The organism is Micromonospora sp. CNZ303 (genome assembly GCF_004345505.1).
Genome location: NZ_SLVT01000020.1, coordinates 1 through 19,666, shown reverse-complemented (window position 1 = coordinate 19,666; position 19,666 = coordinate 1). Strand labels below are relative to the sequence as shown.

Below are 19,666 nucleotides of genomic sequence, written 5' to 3'. Positions count from 1 at the left end.
TCAGGGAACGGGCCCGGGGCAGCAGACCGTCAGCGCCCCGGGCACCACCCGCACCTTGAGCTTGGTGACCTCCCCCCGGGCGCCGCCGTCCAGCTCGTACGTGCGGGCCGCGGCGAGCCGGACCTTGATCCTGCGGCCCCGGGTGATCCGCACGAACGGCGACTCCTCCGAGCGGCCGGCGGCCATCCGGCCGAGGGTACGCGCCCAGTCCACCGCCCCGTCGGCGGTCGACACGCCGACCTCCAGGCAGCCGTCGTCGGGGCGGGCGTCGTCGAACGCCGGGATGCCGCCGGTGATCGTGCCGACGTTGCCGAACAGCACGCAGCTCGCGTCGCCGTCGAACCACTCCGTGCCGTCGACGGTGATCCGGGTGCCGACCAGTTCGCCCCGGACGTGCCGCAGCCCCGTCCACAGGTAGGCGAGGCGACCGAGCTTGCCCTTCAACGTGCGGTCCGCCTCGCGGATCAGGTCACCGTCGAAGCCGGCACCGGCCATCACGGCGAAGTGCTCGCCGTTGAGCCGGCCCAGGTCGAGGGAGCGGCGCCGGCCGTGCAGGCCGATGCGGACGGCCTCGGGGAGGTCCTCCGGTACGCCCAGGTTGGCGGCGAAGAGGTTGGCGGTGCCGGCGGGCAGGATCGCCATCGGGACGCCGGAGCCGGCGAGGGTGTCGGCGCAGCGCTGCACCATGCCGTCGCCGCCCCACACGAAGACCAGCTCGGCGCCCTTCTTCAGCGCCTTACGGACCTTCTTCGGCGCCTTGCGGCTCTTCGGCACCTCGTACCAGAGGAGGTCCTCGACGCCCGCACCCGCCAGCTCCGCGCGCAGCTCGTCGAGGCCGCCGCCGAGGGTCTTCTTCCGGTGGGCGACGACCGCGACCGCGCCCACCCGGACGACGGTCGCCGGCTCGCCGCCGACCGTGCTGCTCGTGCCCATGACCGCCGTGGTACCCGGCCGGCGCGGTTTCCACGCCCCGACCGGCACCGCCTCACCGCCGGGCCGGACGCCGCCCCCGGGTCGACACGAACTGGTACGACATCACGACGAACCCGGGGTCGCGCAGGAGCCGACGGAACGCCTCCAACTGGCCGGGCGACACACCCGCCTCGATCAGCTCCGGCTCCAACTGCCGGGAGTTCGTCGCGTACAGCGACGCGCCGAGCGAGCCACCGGGCCAGCTCTCGGAGTGGGTGACCGTGTCGACCTCGACCAGTCCCGCCGACGCGAGGTGGGCGTGCACGTCCTGCGCCCAGGCCAGGTCCGCGCCGTGGCTCTGCAGGACGCCGAGCATCGCGTCCGTCACGTGGGTGAAGAGCTTCGCCGCGTCGTCGCTCGGCGCGGTCAGCACGCGCAGCGGGGCCGTGCAGTCGAACTCCTCGACCACCAGCCACCCGCCCGGGGCCAGCGCGCCGGCCAGCGCGGCCAGCACGCGCCGCCGCTCCGGCAGGTGGAGCAGCACCAGCCGGGCGTGGATGAGGTCGAAGGCGTCGCCGGGCGGCGGCTCGCTGCGCACGTCGTGCCGACGGACGTCGAGGTTGCCCGCGGGGGCGAGGTGGGCGACGTCGATGTCGGTCGCCAGCACGCGTCCCGCCGGGCCGACCGCCCCGGCCATGCTGCGGGCGACCGAACCCCCGCCGGCGCCGATCTCCCAGCACACGCCGCCCGGGGCGAGCACCGGGGCGCCGATCCGGGCCGCGGTGATCGGGTCCAGGAAGGACTCCAGCGCCCGCAGCTGGGGCACCGACTCGGGGGATCCGTTGTCGAAGGTGTACTCGGTGTCACGGATGTCTGTCGGCATCGTCGCTCGTTCCTGTCGTAGGCGGTCGGGTCAGGTGCGCGGGACCGGCCCGGCACCGGGCACCGGTCGGGGAGCCGGCAGCTCCGCGACGGCGGCGACGCTGAGCATCGCCGCCAGGCGGCCCGGCTCGGCCCGGGCCTCGTCCGCCGGGCGGTCGTAGACCACCCGGCCGTACTCGAGCACCGCGATCCGGTCCGCGATCTCGACGGCGTGCTGGAGCTGCTGCTCGACGAGGAGCACGGCCAGCCCGGTCCTGGCCAGGGTGCCGACGAGGTCGCGTACCCGGGCGGCCAGGCCGGGGGCCAGCCCTTCGCACGGCTCGTCGAGCAGCAGCACCCGGGGCTGGCCGAGCAGGGCCCGGGCGATCGCCAGCATCTGCTGCTCGCCGCCGGAGAGCTGGTCGCCGCGATGGCGCAGCCGGGCCGCCAGCCGGGGCAGCAGCTCCAGGACCCGCGCGACGGTCCACCCCTCGCCCCCCGGCGTCGCGGCGCGCCACGGCACCGCCGCCAGGGCGAGGTGCTCGGCCACGGTCAACCGGGAGAAGACCCGCCGACCCTGCGGGACGAGGCCGACCCCGCACCGGGCGATCCGGTGCGGCTGCCGGCCGGCGACCGGCACGCCGTCGACCTCGATGCGCCCCCCGCAGGGCCGCACCAGCCCGGCGACGGCGTGCACGAGGGTGCTCTTGCCGGCGCCGTTGCGGCCCACCACCGCCTGCACGGCACCGGCCGCCACGTCGAGGGTGACCTCGTGCAGCACGATCCCGCCGGCGTAGCCGGCGCAGAGCCGCTCCGTCCGCAGCATCACGACACCCCCTCCGCGTAGGCCTGCCGGACCGGGCCGGAGGCGCGGATCTCGGCCGGCGTCCCGGTGGCGACCGTCCGGCCGTCCCCGAGCACGGTCACCTGGTCGCAGAGCGCGTACACCAGGTCCAGCCGGTGCTCGACCAGCAGCACCGCCACGGCGCGCGGCAGGGCCCGCAGGAACTCCACCAGCCGACCGACCTCGACGGCGGACAGCCCGGCGGCCGGCTCGTCGAGCAGCAGCAGCCGCGGGCGACCGGCCAGGGCCATGGCGATCTCGAGTTGCCGCCGCTGCCCGTGGGCGAGCTGACCGGCGGGAGTCGCGCCGACGTCGCGCAGGCCCAGCCGGTCCAGCCACGCACCCGCCGTACGCTCGGCGGCACACCGTCTCGCGCCGGGCCGCCACCGGCCGGGCCGCACCGCGTGGGGCAGCGCGGCGACCACCACGTTCTCGGCGGCGGTCAGACTCGACCACACGGCGGGGCGCTGGTGGATCCGGCCGATGCCCCGCCGGGCCCGGGCGGCGGGGCCGAGCCGGGTGACGTCGCGGCCGGCGAGGAGCACCCGGCCGCCGCCCGCCGGGGTCGCCCCGCCGAGCACGTCGAGCAGCGTGCTCTTGCCGGCGCCGTTGGGCCCGATCAGGGCGTGCCGCTGGCCGTGGTCGATCCGCAGGTCGACCCCGTCCAGCGCGGCCAGGGAGCCGTAGCGGACCGTGACGCCCCGGGCGGACAGCAGCGGCGTCATGCGCGTGCCCCCGTCGGCGCCGGCCGTTCCTCGGCCGCGGGACCCGCCGGCAGTCCCGGCAGGAGCCGGCCGCGCACGCCCGCCGGCCGCCGCCCGTCACCGGGCAGCAGGTGGACGGTGACGACGAACGCCACCCCCAGCACCAGGGGCGCGTGCCCGGGGAGCACGCCGAACAGCCAGTCCCGGCCGGCGATCACGATCGCGGCGCCGACCAGGGCGCCGCCCACGGACGCGACGCCGCCGACCACCACCCCGAGCAGCAGCAGGGCGGAGGTGTCGAAGCCGAAGTCGGCCGGCGAGATGAACTGCTGGGCGACCACGAGCAGGGAGCCCGCGGCGCCCGCGACCGCCCCCGCGGCCACGTGCACGGCCGCCACGTGGGCCGCCACCCGGTGGCCGCTGGCCCGCAGCCGCGCCTCGTCGTCCCGGCCGGCGCGCAGCAGCAGGCCGGCCCGGGTGCGCAGGACCAGCAGCACCGCGCCGACCAGCACGGCGACGACCACCAGGGCGTACAGGTAGCGGGCCCGGTCGGTGGCCAGCACCGGCAGCCCCCACAGGGGACGCACCGGCGGCACCCCGGCGAGCCCGTCGGTGCCGCCGGTCACCGACCGCCAGCGCCCGACGACGGTCACCACGAGCTCGCCGATCGCCAGGGTGATCATCAGGACGATCACGCCGCGCGCGTACACCACGAGCGGGACGGTCGCCGCGGCCAGCGCGGCCCCGGCCGCCGCCGCGACGACCAGGTGCACCACCGCCACGTCGGAGAGCCGGCTGCCGACCACCGCGCTGGCGTACGCGCCCGCCGCGTAGGGCGCGGTCTGCCCCAGGGTGGGCAGCCCCGCGACGCCGGTGAGCAGGGCGACGCTCACCCCCACCAGGCCCAGCGCGAGGGTACGGGCCAGCAGCGCCACGGTGTAGTCGTCGACCGCCCACGGCGCCAGTACCAGGCCGGCCAGGACGAGCACGGCGACGCCGCGCCGCAGCGCGCTCACCACCTCGTCCCTCACGACGTCCGCCGGGTCGTGGCCAGGCCCCGCGCCCGCACCGCGAGCACGGCGGCCATGGCGGCGAAGAGCAGGAACGGGGCGGCCGACGGGGCGAGCGCCACCCCGAGGGTCTGGATCTGCCCGACCGCCAGGGCCGCGAGCAGCGTGCCGGTCATCGACCCGAGCCCGCCGAGGACGACGACCACCAGCGACAGCAGCAGCACCGCGTCGGCGGTGTCCGGCCCAGGACCGATGATCGGTGCACCGAGCACGCCCGCGGCGCCGGCCAGCGCCCCGGCGGCGGCGAGCACGCCGACGCGGATCCACGCCGGGTTCACGCCGAGCACGGCGACCATCTCGGCGTCGTCTACGGCCGCGCGGACCAGCATCCCGGCCCGGGTGCGGCGCACCGCGACGTGGAGCAGGCCGGCGAGCACGGCGGCGACGACGATGAAGACCAGCCGGTACGCCGCGTAGCGGTGCCCGGCCACGACCACCGACCCGTCCAGCGCCGCCGGCACGCGTACCGGCGGGTCGTCCGGCCCGAACGCGCCCGCGAGCAGGCTGCCCCCGGCCAGCGCCACCCCGAAGGTCAGCAGCGCCTGGGTGAGATGGCTGCGCGCGGCGACGCGGGTGAGCAGGCCGGCGACCAGCGCGCCGGCGGCGGTGGCGGCGACGGTCCCGACGGCCAGCGCCAGCACCAGGCTCGGCCAGCCGCCGTCCAGCAGCGCGGCGGCGGTGTACCCGCCGATCGCGTAGAGGGTGCCGTGCGCCAGGTTCAGGATGCCGGCGACGCCGAAGCAGAGCACCAGTCCCGCCGCGGCGACGAAGACCAGCAGCCCGTAGGCCACCCCGTCCAGGGCCGGGACCAGGTACGGGTCGATCCGGATGTCGACCGCCACGCCGTTCACCCGCCGACGGTGGCGAGGTCACCCACGACGGTGTTGGACAGCGCCCGGCCGTCCTGGCGCACCTGGCGCAGGTACCACTTCTGCACCGGCGCGTGCGTGCTCGGCGAGAACTGCCAGGTGCCGCGCGGGCTGGCGATCTGGCCCAGCTGGCCGATGGCCGCGTTGATGCGCTCCGGGCTCGGGTCGTCCCCGGCCGCCTCGATGGCCCGGTCCAGGACGGCCGCGGCGTCGTAGGAGGCCATGGCGTACGTGGTCGGGGAGCCGTCGTTCTTCGCCTTCCAGGCGGCCACGAAGGCGCGGTTCTCGGCGTTGTCCAGGTCCGGCGAGTAGTTCAGCACCGAGTAGACGTCGCGGGCGGCCTCGCCCTGGGCGTCGAGCACCCCGCCTTCGGTGAGGAACCCGGCGGCGTAGAGCGGCAGGTCGCTGATCTCCGACTGCGCGTACTGCTTGACGAAGTCGACGGCCGCGCTACCGGCGTAGAACGTGTAGACGGCGTCCGCGCCGGAGGCCTTGATCCGGGCGAAGTACGGGGTGAAGTTGGTGGTCGTCGGGAACGGGGTGAAGGTGGTCTTGCCGTCGGGGTTGGCGAGCCTGCCGCCCTCCTTGACGAACGCGTCGGTGAAGCCGCGCAGCTCGTCCCAGCCGCCCTGGTAGTCGGGGCCGATGGCGTAGACGCTGCCCTCGACGTTGTCGCGCACGTGCCGGGCGATCGCCTCCCCCGGCTCGTCGGAGAGGTACGAGGTGTGCCAGATCCGGGACACGTCCTTCAACTCCGGGCGACCGTTCGAGCCGACGAACGGCACCTTCGTCTCGTTGAGCAACGGATAGACGGCGGCCACCGAGCCACCGCCGACGATCCCGGTGAGCGCGGCCACCCGGTCCTGCTTGAGCAGCTTCGTCGCGGCGGGCACCGCGGTCGCGGCGCCGTTGCCCTCGTCGGCGACGACGAGTTCCACCTGTCGCCCGCCGAGCCTGCCGTCGTGGGTGGCCAGGTAGAGCTCGAAGCCGGCGCGGATCTCCTTGCCGACCGCCTGGTAGGTGCCGGACAGCGACGCCAGCAGGCCGATCTTGATCGATCCGGCGGCGCCGGCGCCCCGCCCGCCGTCGGCACAGGCGGTCGCGGCGAACAGGACGAGGGCGAGCAGGGCCGCGGTGCGGGCACGGCTGCGCCGGGGGATGGTCAGCGACATGTCTTCTCCAGGAGGGATGGGGGTTCCGGCGTGGAGTGCCGGGGTGTCAGCGGCTGCGGCTCAGTGCCGCCCGTGCCGCCGGGGTCAGCGCGTCGCCGATGCGGTTCGCCAGCTCGGTCATCTCGTAGGAGACCTTGCCGACGTCGCACTGCGGGTCGGCGAGCACGAGCAGGGACGCGCCGTCGTTGAAGGCCATCGAGAACATGAAGCCGCCCTCGAGCTGGGTCACGTTGGAGATCACGGCGCCGGCGTCGAAGAAGGCCGCCGCGCCGCGGAGCAGGCTCACCAGCCCGCTGCCGGTCGCCGCGAGCTGGTCCGCCCGGTCCGGCGGGAGGCCCCTCGTGGCGGCCACCATCAGGCCGTCGCTCGAGATCGCGATCGCATGGCTGACCTCGGTGGCGCGCTCGGCGAAGGCGTCCAGCAGCCAGCCGAGATCCTGTTGGTCGGTCACGTGCTCTCCCTGTCGGGTCAGTTGGTGATCAGGTTGGTCCGGCGGCCCGCGACGCCCCGCGCGTACGCGGCCATCGCGGTGGCCACCTGGGTCGGGTCGCGGTGCGCGGAGCGCTGCTGCGGCACGGTGACGCCGCCCGGGACGAGGTGCTGTCGCGGCTGACGCCGCGGCAGGCCGGACGTGGTGGTGGCGACGACCTCCGGCGCGTCGGCCCGGGCGGCGGTCCGCCATGCCTCGTCGGCGGGGCTGGCCCACGGCCCCGCGTTCGTGGCGTCGTCGTGGCCGGCCTGGAACCAGTGGTTGACCTCCTCGAAGATGACGAGTTCCTGGGTGGGCTCGTCACCTGCTCCGGCCGGCGCCGGCGCGGGCCGGAACACCGGCGCCACCGGCAGTGCCCGCTCGGGCGCCGGCCCGCCCGCCGACGGCTGCGCCGGGCTCCCGGCCCACGGCTGCGGGGCCGTGGCGTACGCCGGCGGCGCGAGGGTGGTCCGCGCCGCGCGCCGCGACGGCCTGCCCGGCGTGAGCAGGAACTCCTCCGGGGGCAGCGGTCGGATGATCGCCCCCGGGAACGCCGCCTCGGCGATGGTGCCGCGCCGGGGGCCCGGACGGAGCTGGACGGCCGCGCCCAGCCGGGCGGCGAGCTGTCCCACGACGACCAGCCCCATCGCCCGTACGGCCGCGACGTCGATGGCGGGCGGGCGGGCCAGCAGGTCGTTGAGCTGTTGCCGACGCTGCGGGGACAACCCCACGCCCTCGTCGCTGACCTGGACGATCACCCGGTCGCCGAGGCTGCGGCCGGTCACCCACGCCTCGGTACCCGGGGCGGAGTAGCCGGTGGCGTTGTCCATCAGCTCGGCCAGCAGGTGCACGACCTCGTCGACGGCGTCGGCCGCGACGGCGACGTCGCCGTCGACCAGGCCGAGGCGGATCCTGGCGTAGTGCTCGATCTGGCTCTGCGCGGCCTGGAGCACCTGTTGCAGGGGTACGTCGTGCTGGCGTACCCGCCCGACCCCCACCCCGCCCAGCACCAGCAGGCTGGCGTTGATCCGTCCCATCCGGGTGGCCAGGTTGTCCAGCGTGTAGAGCTGGTCCAGCCGTTCGGGGTCGGTCTCGTCCCGTTCGACCTTGTCGACCTGCGCCAGCACCGCGTCGACCAGCCGCTGCTCCCGGCGGCTGAGGTGGATGAAGATGTCGGCCGTGTTGGCCCGCATGACCGCCTGCTCGGCCGCGGTACGCACGGCCGCCCGGTGCACGGCCGCGAACGCCTCCCCCAGCTCGCCGATCTCGTCGCCGCGCGACGGCTCCAGGGCCTCCGCGGACTGCTGGCGGGCCAGCTCGTCCGGGTCCACCGACGAGCTGTCCGGTTGCTGGAGCCGGGCCACCACCTGCGGCAGCCGTTCGAAGGCGACGGCGTTCGCGGCGTCGCGCAGCCGGCGCAGGCGCCGCGTGATCTGCCGGGCCACCGCCCAGGTGACCAGCGCGGTGAGCAGCAGGGCCACCGCCACGGCAGCCGCCTCGACGGCCGTGCGCCGCCGCTGGTCGGCGTGGGCGGACCGGATGTCGTCGAGCACCGCCGCGTCGACCCGTTGACGCAGCTCGGCCAGGCGGACGGACCACTGCTGGGTCGCGGCGACCCAGGCGCCGGGGTCCAGCCGCAACCGGCTGCCCGCCCGGGTCCTCGACACCTCGTCCTGCAGCCGTTGCAGCAGCAGGGCGTCCTGGCCGCTGCCCGCCTGCTCCCACCAGCCCCGCCAGGCGGGCCGGGCGAGGGCCAGGAAGGACAGGCTGGACTCGGTGAAGCCGGACCGGGCGGCGGTGATGTCCTGCTGCATGGCGGGGGTCAACTGGTCGGCCGCCACCGCGCGCAGGACGGCGACCTGCTGCTGGCCGGCCGCCTCGGCCGCCTTGGACAGCGCCGCCGAGGCCCGCATGCCGTCCGTGATCCGGGCGTTGACCGCGCCGAGGGTGACGCTCTCCCGGAGGCTGAGCAGGTCGGCGATCACGATCCGGTAGCTGAAGGTCATCGCCGACACCGAGGCGTGCGCCGCCGTACGCACCTGCGCGCGCAGCGGCGCCAGGCCCTCCAGCGCCAGGTCGATCCGCTGGAGCGCGGTCTGCCCGGCCGCGGGTCCGGGAGGCACCAGCGCCCGCTGCCGGCGGTAGCGGGCGACGGCGTCGTCGGTGCTCCCGGTGGCGTCCGCGAAGGCTTCCTGCTGCTCGGCCGCGCCCCGGCTGAGCAGGTCGGCGGCGACGACGCGCTCGCGTTGCAGCCGGTGGGCCAGGTCGCCCGCGTCGGCACCGAGGTGCGCCAGGAGTCCGAGGTCGCTCGCGCGGGTCGTCTGGCGGACGCTCTCGGTCAGGGCGAGGCCGGCGAACCCCATCACGGCGACCAGCGGAGCCGCCACGATGAGGCGCATCCGGGTGCCGATCTTCCAGCCGCGGCGGCCGGTCGGGTAGGGTCGGGCCGCGTGGGACCTCGTGCTCGACGCCAAGACTGACTCCCGCGACTCATCCAAGACGGCCAATGCGCACCTTGCCGTTTGCACGTCTCATTCCGCCGGACCAAGCGCCCGCAGAGAAGACCTGACGGTGGTACAAACGGCCCGTACCGGCATCTGTACCCAGCGTCAGCAGCGCCCGTCCCGCCGCGCGACTCCGAAACCGCGCAGGTCAGGAGCGCCCGGGCCGGCCGCCTGACGGGTGCGGCGGGAGGTCCGCCTCCGGCGGCCCGCCGAGCACCTGGCCGATCAGCTCCCGCAGCTCGTCGATCGCCGCCACGACCGCCTCCGGGTCGCGCGCGTCCCGCCGCGCGGCCGGCGGCGCGGGGGCCAGGTCGGGCCCCGCCACCGCTGCGAACCGGGGGCCGCGGCGGCCGTCCGCCGCCAACTGCTCCGCCGCGACCTGCGGCCACAACGCCGCCAGGCAACCGCCGGTGCCGAGCACCTCGTCGCAGCGGACGGCGAACTCGTGACTGCCGTACCGGCGACCGGACTCGACCGCGGCGACCGTCTCGCGGCTGAACCGCACCCGCTCCGCGAGCGCCCGCTGGGTCAACCCCTGACGGGTGCGCCAGGTGCGCAGTTCGGAGCGGAACCGGTGGATGGCACCGGAGCGCTGGGCGCTCGACGGGGGCGTGCGATCCATGTGTTCACCTTCGCGACGCCGACCGGCCGGCATCGGCATCGGCATCAATAGACATTGGGCGATGAATGGGTATTCGCAGGGGACAATTCTTAACCCATCGGCCGACGGGTGTGAAGACGTGACTTCGGAGCGTAGTCGCCCGCCGGGGGCCGCCGGCCGGGCCTCGGCGACCCCACGGGTCCGCGCGCAGCCGGTCTGGCGCCGCACGGCACGGTCCGACGCACCCGCCCGCAGAACAGGACCGGCGCCGCCACGAGACGGCTGGTCACCCGGCGACGGGCGCCGCCGGAGCACCGGACGGCACCGTCGTGTCGAGGACCACCGGCAGGCTCCGGTGCGCGCGGAAGGCGATGTTGACCTTGTACGAGCGGCGATGGCCGGGGGCCAGCCGCAGTCCGGGAACCGCTCGGCAGAGCCGGGTCAGCGCCATTTCCGCCTCCAGCCGGGCCAGCGCCGCGCCGATACAGAAGTGCGGCCCGTGCCCGAACGAGAGGTGCCCGTCCGCGTCGGACCGGTGCGGATCGAATTGTTCCGGCCGGGCGAACACCGCCGGATCCCGGTTGGCGGCGCCGATCAGCAGCAGGCAGCGCGCACCCGCCGGAATGGTGACGCCGTCCAGGGTGACGGGTCGGCGGGTCACCCGCAGCCAACCGTCGATGGCGGGTGCGAAACGCAGCGTCTCGGTCAGGAAGGCGGGTATCCGGCGCGGGTCCTCGCCGAGCTCCCGCCACCGGCCCGGGACCGACAGCGCCTGGTCGAGCGCGTGGGCGAGCAGCCCGGCCGTGGTCTCGTGCCCGGCGACCAGGAGGTTGAACACGATGCTCGACACCTCGGCCACCGTGAGCACCTCGTCGTCGCCGTCGCGGTACGCCAGCAGCTGGCTGACGTAGTCGTCGCCGTACCGGCCACCGCCGAGCCGGGCGGCGACCAACCGCTCGCAGTAGCGCCAGAACTCCCACAGGTCCCGGGCCAGCCGGACCTGCTCGGCCGGGTCCGGCTGCCCCCAGAGCAACGCGATCTGGCCGTCCCCCCAGGCCCTGACCCGCCCGACGTCCTCCTCCGGCACGCCGAGGATGTCGAGCAGGACCAGCAGGGGCAGTTCGGTGGTGAACTCGCCGACGAGGTCCGCCCGCCCGTCGGCGCGGTCGACGAGCCGGGACACCAGTTCGTCGACCCGGCGCTCGACGATCGCGCCGTACCGGCGCTCGACGCGTTCGGCGGTGTTGGCGAAGGTCGCCCGCAGGGCCCGGCGGGTCCGGGGGTGCACCGGGGGGTCTGCGGCGGCGGTGGTGGGCGGCGCGTCGATGCGGGCGATGAACTCCATCGCCTCGGGGCAGACGTCGTAGATCGGGGCGAGGGTGAGGGTGTTGCCGAAGGACTCCGCGTCACCCAGCGCGCGGCGCACGTCGGCGTGCCGAGTGATCAGCCACAGCCCCAGATCCGGGTCGTGGCGCACCCCCTCGGGCTCGTCGAGCAGCCGCCGCCACACCTGCGCCGGGTCGGTCAGATACGCCCCCGCGAACGGATCCAATCGCATGACCGCCTCCTCGAGCGCCATGGCCACGAACGGAATTACCGAACGACTCCCGGGGCTCCGGTTACCGCCGTACGCTTCACGGTGCGCTCATTCCGGGAGCAAGTCAATATCGGCGTTCTTCAATGTGCCGGTGCGCAATTTCCACACCTTCGGTCGCGCGCGCACCACGTCGTCCTGCAAGTTGCGGGATGTTCCTTGCCCGCTGGTCGCGACGTTGAACACGGTAGACGACGCAACGGCCGGCAGCCGGGCACCGCGTCGCGGCACGGCCCCGCGTGTCCCGCACGGCCGGGCGGAAAGGCGGTGTGGATCGACCGAGGATCGGGCCGCGAAAGGCCGACCGTACGCGCACCGCAAACACGATTCACGACACGTTCCGTGAACGGCCGGCCGATTACCCGAAGATGTTTCCCGGCAGGGGCGGCGGCAGATTCCGGCCGACGGCTCGGTCCTACGCGGGCGGCACGGGTCCAAGCGGGCGGCGGGTGGGGTCGTCGAGCAGGACGACGCGCGGGGCGGCCCGTCCCGGCGATCCCGGGGCCGGCCCGGGGTGGGAGTCGACCGGTCACGGGCCGGCCGGCGGCACCCGCCGGCCGGCCCGTGCGTGCGGCTAGAGGGTCCGGGCGAGCCGGTCGGCGAGCATGCGGGTGAACCGGGACGGGTCGGCCAGTTCCCCGCCCTCGGCGAGCAGCGCCAGACCGTAAAGCAGCTCGGCGGTCTCCTTCAGCGACTCCTCCGTGCCGCCCTGCTCGTGCGCCTTGCGCAGGCCGGTGACCAGCGGGTGCCCGGGGTTGAGCTCCAGGATCCGCTTCACCGTCGGCACCTCGTGCCCCATCGCCCGGTACATCTTCTCCAGCGTCGGGGTGATGTCGTGGGCGTCGCCGACGACGCAGGCGGGCGAGGTGGTCAGCCGGGAGGAGAGGCGGACCTCCTTGACGAAGTCGGCGAGGGTGGCGCCCATCCAGGTGAGCAGGTCGGCGAAGTCCTTGCGCTGCTGCTCGCGCTCGGCCTCGGCCTCCTTCTTCTCCTCCTCGGTGTCCAGGTCCACCTGGCCCTTGGCGATGGAGCGCAGCGTCCGGCCGTCGTACTGGCCGACGCGCTCGATCCACACCTCGTCGACCGGGTCGGTGAGCAGCAGCACCTCGTAGCCCTTGGCGCGGAACGCCTCCATGTGCGGCGAGTTCTCGATCATCGTGCGCGAGTCGCCGGTGGCGTAGTAGATGTCGCTCTGCCCGTCCTTCATCCGGCCGACGTAGCCGGCGAGGTCCGTGGGCTCGGCCGGATCGTGGGTGGAGGCGACCGACAGGATCTCCAGGAGCGTGTCCCGGTTCTCCGTGTCGTCGATCAGGCCCTCCTTGACGGCGGCCCCGAACTCCGTCCAGAAGGTCCGGTAACGCTCGGCGTGGTTGGCCTTCATGTCCTTGACGGTGGACAGGATCTTCTTGACCAGCCGACGGCGGACGACCTGGATCTGCCGGTCCTGCTGGAGGATCTCCCGGGAGATGTTCAGCGACAGGTCGTGCGCGTCCACGACGCCCTTGACGAAACGCAGGTAGTTCGGCATGAGCGCTTCGCAGTCGTCCATGATGAAGACGCGCTTGACGTAGAGCTGCACGCCGCGGCGGCCCTGCGGGGCGAACAGGTCCAGCGGCGCGTGCGACGGGATGAACAGCAGGGCCTCGTACTCGAAGGTGCCCTCGCCCCGCATGTGCACGATGTCCAGCGGGTCCGCCCAGTCGTGGCTGACGTGCTTGTAGAACTCCTTGTACTCGGCCTCGTCGACCTCGTCGCGGGAGCGGGCCCAGAGCGCCTTCATCGAGTTGAGCGTCTGGGTCTCGGTGCTGGTCTCGTCGCCCTCGCCGGGGCGCTCGACGGTCATCCGGATCGGCCAGGCGATGAAGTCCGAGTAGCGCTTGACGATCTCCCGGATCGTCCAGTCGGCGGTGTAGTCGTGCAGATTGTCCTCGTCGTCGGCCGGCTTGAGGTGCAGGGTCACCGACGTGCCCTGCGGCGCCTCCTCCACCGACTCGACGGAGTACGTGCCCTCACCGGCCGACTCCCATCGGGTGCCGCCGCTCTCCCCCGCCCGGCGGGTCACCAGCTCCACCCGGTCGGCGACCATGAACGCCGCGTAGAAGCCCACGCCGAACTGGCCGATCAGCTCCTGCCGCGCCCCGGCGTCGGAGGACTCGCGCAGCTTGCGCAGCAGCTCGGCGGTCCCGGACTTGGCGATCGTGCCGATCACCTGCACGACCTCGTCGCGGGACATGCCGATGCCGTTGTCCCGGACGGTCAGCGTGCGCGCCGCCTTGTCGACCTCGATCTCGATGTGCAGGTCGGAGGTGTCGGCCTCCAGCTCCTTGTCGACCATCGACGCCAGGCGCAGCTTGTCCAGCGCGTCCGAGGCGTTCGAGATCAGTTCACGCAGGAAGACGTCCTTGTTCGAATAGATCGAGTGGACCATCAGCTGGAGCAGCTGACGCGCCTCGGCCTGGAACTCCAACGTCTCGGCCCGGTTGCTCACACCGTGTCCTTTCATCCTCGAAAGCCCACCGAAGGTTCGCGGAAAGGATACGAGCCGTCGCCGACGGCGAGACGACGGGACCGCGGAACGTCGGCTGGCGTCGCGTTGCCCCCGCGTCCTACCGTCGCGGGTGGCGTCGACGTGGCCGCCGCAGAAGCCGAGGGCTGGTGCGACCGCCGCGGCGGGCGGTCAGTACGGTAGGGATGTGTCTCTATGGATGGCCGCGATGTGGGGACTGGTCGGCAGCGCGGTGGCCGAGGCGCTGAACCTCTCCGGGATGATGCGCCCGACCAGCGAGTCCGGGGGCCGGTGGCAGTGGCCGTGGCGGGACCGGCGGGACGCCCCGATCGTCGTGTTCGCGGTGCTGCTCAGGACCGTGGCCGGCACCGGCCTCGCCGCCGCGGCCGGGGCGGGTGGCCTGGCCACCACGGCCTTCGCCAGCTTCACCTTCGGGGTCGCGGCGCCGCTGGTGATCGCCAAGATGTTCGACCAGGTCCGGGTGACGGAACGACCGGCCGACAGCGGCCGGGACGGCACGGGCGGCGAGCACGATGACGCCGCGTGAGGACCTGCTGGGCAGGCTCGTCGCCGCGCTGGCCGCCCGCCCGGCCACCACCACCACGGCCGTTCCCGTGCCGGCCCGGACGCGGCTCGCCGCCGCGCTGGCCGCACGGCCGGTCGCCGCCCGCAGCACCGGCCCGCTCCCCCGTCCCGACGCCGAGGACGGCGACGGCGGGAAGCTGACCCACCAGGTCCGGGCCGTGCTCGCCGGCCTCCTCGGCGTCACCACGGACCAGTTGCGCGTCGACGCCGACGGCGACGTCGGCATCCGCGCCGGCTCGGCCATGATCTTCGTACGGGCGCAGGACGACCCGCCGCTGGTCGACGTGTTCTCTCCGCTGCTGACCGGCGTCGAGGAGACCGAGTCCCTGTACCGGCGGCTCTCCGACCTCACCAACGGGCTCGTGGTCGGGCGCGTCTACTGCACCGGCGACACGGTCTGGGCGTCCATCCCCGTCTTCGGGCAGGACTTCGCGCCCACCCATCTGCTGTTGGCCCTGCGGGCCATGATCGCGCTCGCCGACGACCTCGACGACCAGCTCCGGCGGGAGTTCGGCGGCAGCCGCTTCTTCGGCCCGGAGTCCACCGGGCTGGTGGCGGTGCCCGACCCGACCGGCTACCTGCGCGATCTCGACCGTGCCGGCGCGAACGGAGCGGGCAGCGTCCTGGTCGACCTGCTGGCGGACCGGGGGCGGACGGAGGAGCTGCGGATCCGTGCCGAGCACGGCGACTGGCACGCCGCCGCCCGGCTCGCCGCGCTGCTCGCCGGGGAGGGCCGCACCGACGAGGCCGAACGGTACTGGCGGATCGCCGCCGAGCAGGGCGATCCGCGCGCCCGCGACGAACTGGCCGCGCTGCTGGCCGCCCGGGGCCGGCACGACGAGGCGGTCGGCCTGCTGCGGCAGGCGGTCGACGGCGGCGACTGGCGGCACCTGCCGCTGCTGCTCACGCTGCTCACCGAGGGCGGCCTCGTCGACGAGGCGGTCGAGCTGTTGCGCCGCCGGGCGGCCGAGGGCTGACACCGCCCGCTCCTGGTCGATGACCAAGCTGACCGTGCTGCCGGTGCCGGGGCAGCCGCTCCGGCGACCCGATCTGGCGGGTCGAGGTGTGGAGACGCGCAGGCCTGGGTACAGAAACGCGCTGGGGTGCCGGCGGACGTGCAGCTGAAGCTGGGTGCCAGGATGTGCGGGTAAGACCAGCAAGGGTCGTCGGGCCCGGAAGTGAGGGCTGCGATGAGGTGCGACCGAGGGTGACACGGCCCACGGGGGACCCGTTCGCCGACGGCGGTGGCACCGGGCGGCTGATGGCGCGCCTCGACTGGGCCGCCACCCCGCTCGGCCCGGTCGACGGCTGGCCGCAGAGCCTGCGCGCCGCCGTCCGGATGGTCCTCTCCTCCCGCTACCCGATGCTGCTGCTGTGGGGGGACCGCTTCACCCAGCTCTACAACGACGCGTACTCCGCCCTGATCGGCGACAAACACCCCGACGCGCTCGGCGGCGACGTGCGGGTCACCCTGGCCGAGGGCTGGGACGTGCTGGGCCCGCTGATCGACGAGGCGATGGCGACCGGGGTCGCCAGCTGGGTACCGGCCCTGCGACTGCTGCTCGACCGCGCCGGCTACCGCGAGGAGGCGTACTTCAGCGTCTCGCACGCCCCCGCCCGCGACGACGAGGGACGCACGGTGGGGGTGCTCACCGTGTGCAGCGAGGTCACCGAGCAGGTCGTCGGTGAGCGCCGGCTGCGCCTGCTGCGCGACCTGTCCGTCGGCGGCGACGGGCGGACCGTCGACGTGGAGAGCACCTGCGCCCGGCTCGCCGAGGCCATCGGCGGGCACCCGCTGGACGTCCCCTTCGCCGCGATCTACCTGCGCGAGGGCGCGCTGCTGCGCCGCACCGCCCACGTCGGCGGAGAGTCCGTGGCCGCGGCCCTGCCCGCCACGCTGCCGGCGGGCGAGGAGCACGAGTGGGGGCTGGCAGCCGCCGCCGGCGGCGCGACGACCGACGTGGCCGGCGTCGAGCGGCGACTCACCCTGCCCGGCGGGCCGTGGGGTGACCCGGTCGGCACCGCCCGCGCCCTGCCACTGCCGTCCGCCGAGGCGGGCCAGCCCCTCGGGGTGCTGCTGCTCGGGGTCAACCCGAGCCGGGAGCTGGACGAGGCGTACCGGTCGTTCCACGCGCTGTTGGCCCAGCAGGTGGCCGTCGCCGTACGCAACGCGCAGGCGTACGAGGAGGAGCGTCGGCGGGCCGAGGCGCTCGCCGAACTGGACCGGGTCAAGACCGGCTTCTTCACCAACGTCAGCCACGAGTTCCGGACCCCGCTGACGCTGATGCTCGGCCCGCTGGCCGACGCCCTCAGCGACAACGAGCATCCCCTGCCGGCGACGCAGCGGGAACGGGTCGACACCGCCTGGCGCAACGCCACCCGGCTGCTCACCCTCGTCAACAGCCTGCTCACCTTCTCCAGCCTGGAGGCCGGGCAGGCACACAGCCAGGCTCGCGAGGTCGACCTGGCCGGGCTCACCACCGAGCTGGCGAGCGTCTTCCGGGCAGCCGTCGAACGCGCCGGGCTGCGCCTGGAGGTCGACTGCCCGCCGCTGCCCCGCGCGGTCTCCGTCGACCCGGTCAACTGGGAACGCATCGTCACCAACCTGTTGTCGAACGCGCTGAAGTACACCTTCGTCGGCCGGATCCGGGTCGGGCTGACCGCCGACGACGACGAGGTACGGCTGACCGTCGCCGACACGGGCATCGGTATCGCCGAGGAGGATCTGCCCCGGCTCTTCGAACGCTTCCACCGGGTGCAGGGCACCCGGTCGCGCAGTCACGAGGGCACCGGCATCGGGCTCGCCCTGGTCCGCGAGCTGGCCCGCCTCGAAGGCGGCGAGGTGCGGGTGGAGAGCCGGATCGGGACGGGAACGACGTTCATCGTGGCGCTGTCCTGGTCCGCCGCGGGGCGGCGCGCCGGGCCGGCCGCGGACCTGGCCGGGGCCGGGGACGCGGCCCGGGCCGCCGTCCAGGAGGCGGTCGGCTGGCTGGCCGACCCGGCGCAGGCGGGGGCGTCCGCGCCGGCCGGGCCGTCGGTGCCGGCGTACGGTGCCACGGACGCGCTGCGGCACGCGCGGATCCTCGTCGCCGACGACAACGCCGACATGCGCGCGTACCTGGCCCGGTTGCTGGGCGAGCAGGGCTGGCGGGTGGAGACGGCCGGCGACGGCCGGCAGGCCCTGGAGGCGATCCGCCGGGAACAGCCCGACCTGGTGCTCACCGACGTGATGATGCCCGGGATCGACGGCTTCGAGCTGGTCCGTCGGCTGCGCGGGCAGGCCGGCACCCGCACGCTGCCGGTGGTGGTGCTCTCGGCGCGTGCCGGCGGCGACGCCAGCGTGGAAGGGCTCGACCTGGGCGCCGACGACTACGTCGTCAAGCCCTTCGCCGCCGCCGAACTGATCGCCCGGGTCCGGTCCGCCCTGCACGGCGCCCGCACCCGGCGGCACCACCGGGACGACGCGGTCGACCCCGGCGACACCGCACGCGGGGCGGACGGCCCCGCCCCGGCCAGGTCGCCGGCCTCGGGTGGCGGTCCCGTGGACGTGGGTGGCCCTCCGGTGAGCGGCCGGCCTGCCGCGCCGAGCGTCGATCCGTCGGTCGGCGGGAACGGAGAGTACGCCCACGACGGGGGCCGGCGGCCGGCTCCCGAGCAGCCGGCCGCGCTGGACACGGGCTGGACGTACCCCTCACAGCCCACCTCCGCCGCCGCGATGCGCCGGGACGTGCGGGCCTCGCTGGAGGACCTGGACGTCGATCCGGACACCGTGGCCGATCTCCTGCTGGCCGCCTCCGAGGCCGTCAACAACGCCGTCGAGCACGCCCAACGCCCCACCCGCCCCGAGGTGCGGGTGCGACTGCGGGTGGCCGATGGCACGGTAGAGATCTCGGTGCGCGACTTCGGCACCTGGCGGGACCGCCGTCCGGCCATGGACCGGGGGCGGGGTGCCACGCTGATGAACGCGTACGGCGACGTGCGACTGGTCTCCACCGCCGAAGGCACCACCGTCACCATCGAACGCCGCCTGCCGCCCAGCGCCTGACCCCGCCACAGGCGGGACCTCTCGCGTCGCCGATCCTGGTTGGGCTCGAATGCGTCCGCGGACAGGTGGTCACTTCCACAGCGAGGTCGAGCGGATCTGCACCTTCCGCCGGCCACTGACCGATCTTGGAAGGAACGGGCCCCGCCAGGGGCCCGACTCTGCCAAGGTCTCCGCAGCCGCCGATGAAGCGCCGGCGCGGGACGTCCGGTTCACGCCCCGCGTCCGGATGGGGCTCCGTCGCAGGCGCGCAAACGGGACATACGCCACATGTGGCCGACATGGTGACGGCAGGGTAGCCGGCCGGAGGCGCAGCGGACGAATCCGAGAGTAGGGGACGCCAGCGACCCGGCCACCGGTGGAACGCCATGGGTGTCTCGCGGCCCCGGTGACACCCATGGTGTTCCACCGGTGCCCCCGGGACGGCGGCTGTGGTGGGCGTCACGGGTCGGGTGGGCATGGCCCGGGGTGCCGGGTCGTTGTCACCATCGCGGCCGCGTGACCAGGCCCGTCCGCCGGCCCGATGGTCGTTCGCTCGCCCGGTGGTCGGCGGAATGCGGGCCGGGCCGGCGTGGTTACATCCCCCGGACCACCGAGTACCGCCGCCTGATTTCGGGCGCCGGGCCGCCGGAATGACCGGCCGCCCACGGTGGTTACATCCCCGGAACCACCGAGCGGGGCGCCCCAGGCGGGGCCCGCGAGACGGTGGAATGTGTGGCCGGCCCGGCCGGTTGCATCCCCCGGGACGAGCCCGGCCGGCCCCGCCGGCCGCAGGCCCCCGAACATCTCGACCTTTCCTCAACCGTGGCGCACCCACCCCCCTCTGGTGTGTCGCGTGCCCCCGATCGAAAGGTGCTGCCATCATGCGTACCGACATCCTGCGTAAGACCGCTCTGACCGCTGCCGGGCTCGCCTTCACCGGCGGCGCCATCG

General features: G+C 74.5%; 16 protein-coding genes. 3 read left to right on the top strand and 13 right to left on the bottom strand.

Features of this window, described 5'->3' with window-relative positions; translation table 11 throughout:
* The 13 genes from EV374_RS26005 to htpG form a co-directional block, all read right to left on the bottom strand.
* On the bottom strand, positions 1–933 hold the full coding sequence (locus EV374_RS26005; protein ID WP_132239784.1) for a diacylglycerol kinase family protein: 933 nt from the start codon (positions 931–933) through the stop codon (positions 1–3).
* 52 nt (positions 934–985) lie between these two features.
* Positions 986–1,795 carry a methyltransferase domain-containing protein gene (locus EV374_RS26000; protein WP_132239782.1) on the bottom strand — a complete coding sequence of 270 codons (810 nt, stop codon included), beginning with the start codon at positions 1,793–1,795 and terminating at the stop codon, positions 986–988.
* A gap of 30 nt (positions 1,796–1,825) precedes the next feature.
* Complete coding sequence (locus EV374_RS25995; RefSeq protein WP_132239875.1) at positions 1,826–2,599, bottom strand: branched-chain amino acid ABC transporter ATP-binding protein; 774 nt, start codon at positions 2,597–2,599, stop codon at positions 1,826–1,828.
* Positions 2,599–3,342 carry an ABC transporter ATP-binding protein gene (locus EV374_RS25990; protein WP_132239780.1) on the bottom strand — a complete coding sequence of 248 codons (744 nt, stop codon included), beginning with the start codon at positions 3,340–3,342 and terminating at the stop codon, positions 2,599–2,601. Before EV374_RS25990 ends, EV374_RS25995 begins: the two co-directional genes overlap by 1 nt.
* On the bottom strand, positions 3,339–4,352 hold the full coding sequence (locus EV374_RS33025) for a branched-chain amino acid ABC transporter permease (RefSeq protein WP_207914567.1): 1,014 nt from the start codon (positions 4,350–4,352) through the stop codon (positions 3,339–3,341). The genes EV374_RS25990 and EV374_RS33025 overlap by 4 nt, the downstream gene beginning before the upstream one ends.
* The gene (locus EV374_RS33020; protein WP_207914565.1) at positions 4,349–5,242 is read right to left on the bottom strand and encodes a branched-chain amino acid ABC transporter permease; all 894 of its coding nucleotides are present in this window, start codon (positions 5,240–5,242) and stop codon (positions 4,349–4,351) included. Before EV374_RS33020 ends, EV374_RS33025 begins: the two co-directional genes overlap by 4 nt.
* Positions 5,239–6,432 (bottom strand): ABC transporter substrate-binding protein, encoded by a 1,194-nt coding sequence (locus EV374_RS25980; RefSeq protein ID WP_132239778.1) that lies wholly within the window; start codon positions 6,430–6,432, stop codon positions 5,239–5,241. Before EV374_RS25980 ends, EV374_RS33020 begins: the two co-directional genes overlap by 4 nt.
* A gap of 46 nt (positions 6,433–6,478) precedes the next feature.
* On the bottom strand, positions 6,479–6,883 hold the full coding sequence (locus EV374_RS25975) for a roadblock/LC7 domain-containing protein (RefSeq protein WP_091094994.1): 405 nt from the start codon (positions 6,881–6,883) through the stop codon (positions 6,479–6,481).
* A 17-nt stretch (positions 6,884–6,900) separates the two neighbouring features.
* On the bottom strand, positions 6,901–9,375 hold the full coding sequence (locus EV374_RS25970) for a nitrate- and nitrite sensing domain-containing protein (protein WP_132239776.1): 2,475 nt from the start codon (positions 9,373–9,375) through the stop codon (positions 6,901–6,903).
* Between the two features lie 178 nt (positions 9,376–9,553).
* On the bottom strand, positions 9,554–10,027 hold the full coding sequence (locus EV374_RS25965) for a helix-turn-helix domain-containing protein (protein ID WP_132239774.1): 474 nt from the start codon (positions 10,025–10,027) through the stop codon (positions 9,554–9,556).
* Between the two features lie 265 nt (positions 10,028–10,292).
* A complete protein-coding gene (locus EV374_RS25960) occupies positions 10,293–11,564 on the bottom strand; it encodes a cytochrome P450 (RefSeq protein ID WP_165947914.1) in 1,272 nt (423 codons plus the stop codon).
* Positions 11,565–11,651: 87 nt separating this feature from the next.
* Positions 11,652–11,786: a hypothetical protein gene (locus EV374_RS33615; RefSeq protein WP_486485969.1), complete on the bottom strand. Its 135-nt coding sequence runs from the start codon at positions 11,784–11,786 to the stop codon at positions 11,652–11,654.
* Positions 11,787–12,174: 388 nt separating this feature from the next.
* Positions 12,175–14,103: a molecular chaperone HtpG gene (gene htpG, locus EV374_RS25955; RefSeq protein ID WP_132239770.1), complete on the bottom strand. Its 1,929-nt coding sequence runs from the start codon at positions 14,101–14,103 to the stop codon at positions 12,175–12,177.
* Positions 14,104–14,293: 190 nt separating this feature from the next.
* Between htpG and EV374_RS25950 the strand changes: the two genes are divergently transcribed.
* From EV374_RS25950 to EV374_RS25940, 3 genes are all read left to right on the top strand, one after another.
* Positions 14,294–14,653: a hypothetical protein gene (locus EV374_RS25950; RefSeq protein ID WP_132239768.1), complete on the top strand. Its 360-nt coding sequence runs from the start codon at positions 14,294–14,296 to the stop codon at positions 14,651–14,653.
* Positions 14,640–15,668 (top strand): T3SS (YopN, CesT) and YbjN peptide-binding chaperone 1, encoded by a 1,029-nt coding sequence (locus tag EV374_RS25945; RefSeq protein WP_132239766.1) that lies wholly within the window; start codon positions 14,640–14,642, stop codon positions 15,666–15,668. Before EV374_RS25950 ends, EV374_RS25945 begins: the two co-directional genes overlap by 14 nt.
* Positions 15,669–15,898: 230 nt before the next feature.
* Positions 15,899–18,736, top strand: coding sequence for an ATP-binding protein (locus EV374_RS25940; RefSeq protein WP_486485968.1), 2,838 nt, complete (start codon positions 15,899–15,901; stop codon positions 18,734–18,736).
* Positions 18,737–19,666 lie beyond the last annotated feature (930 nt).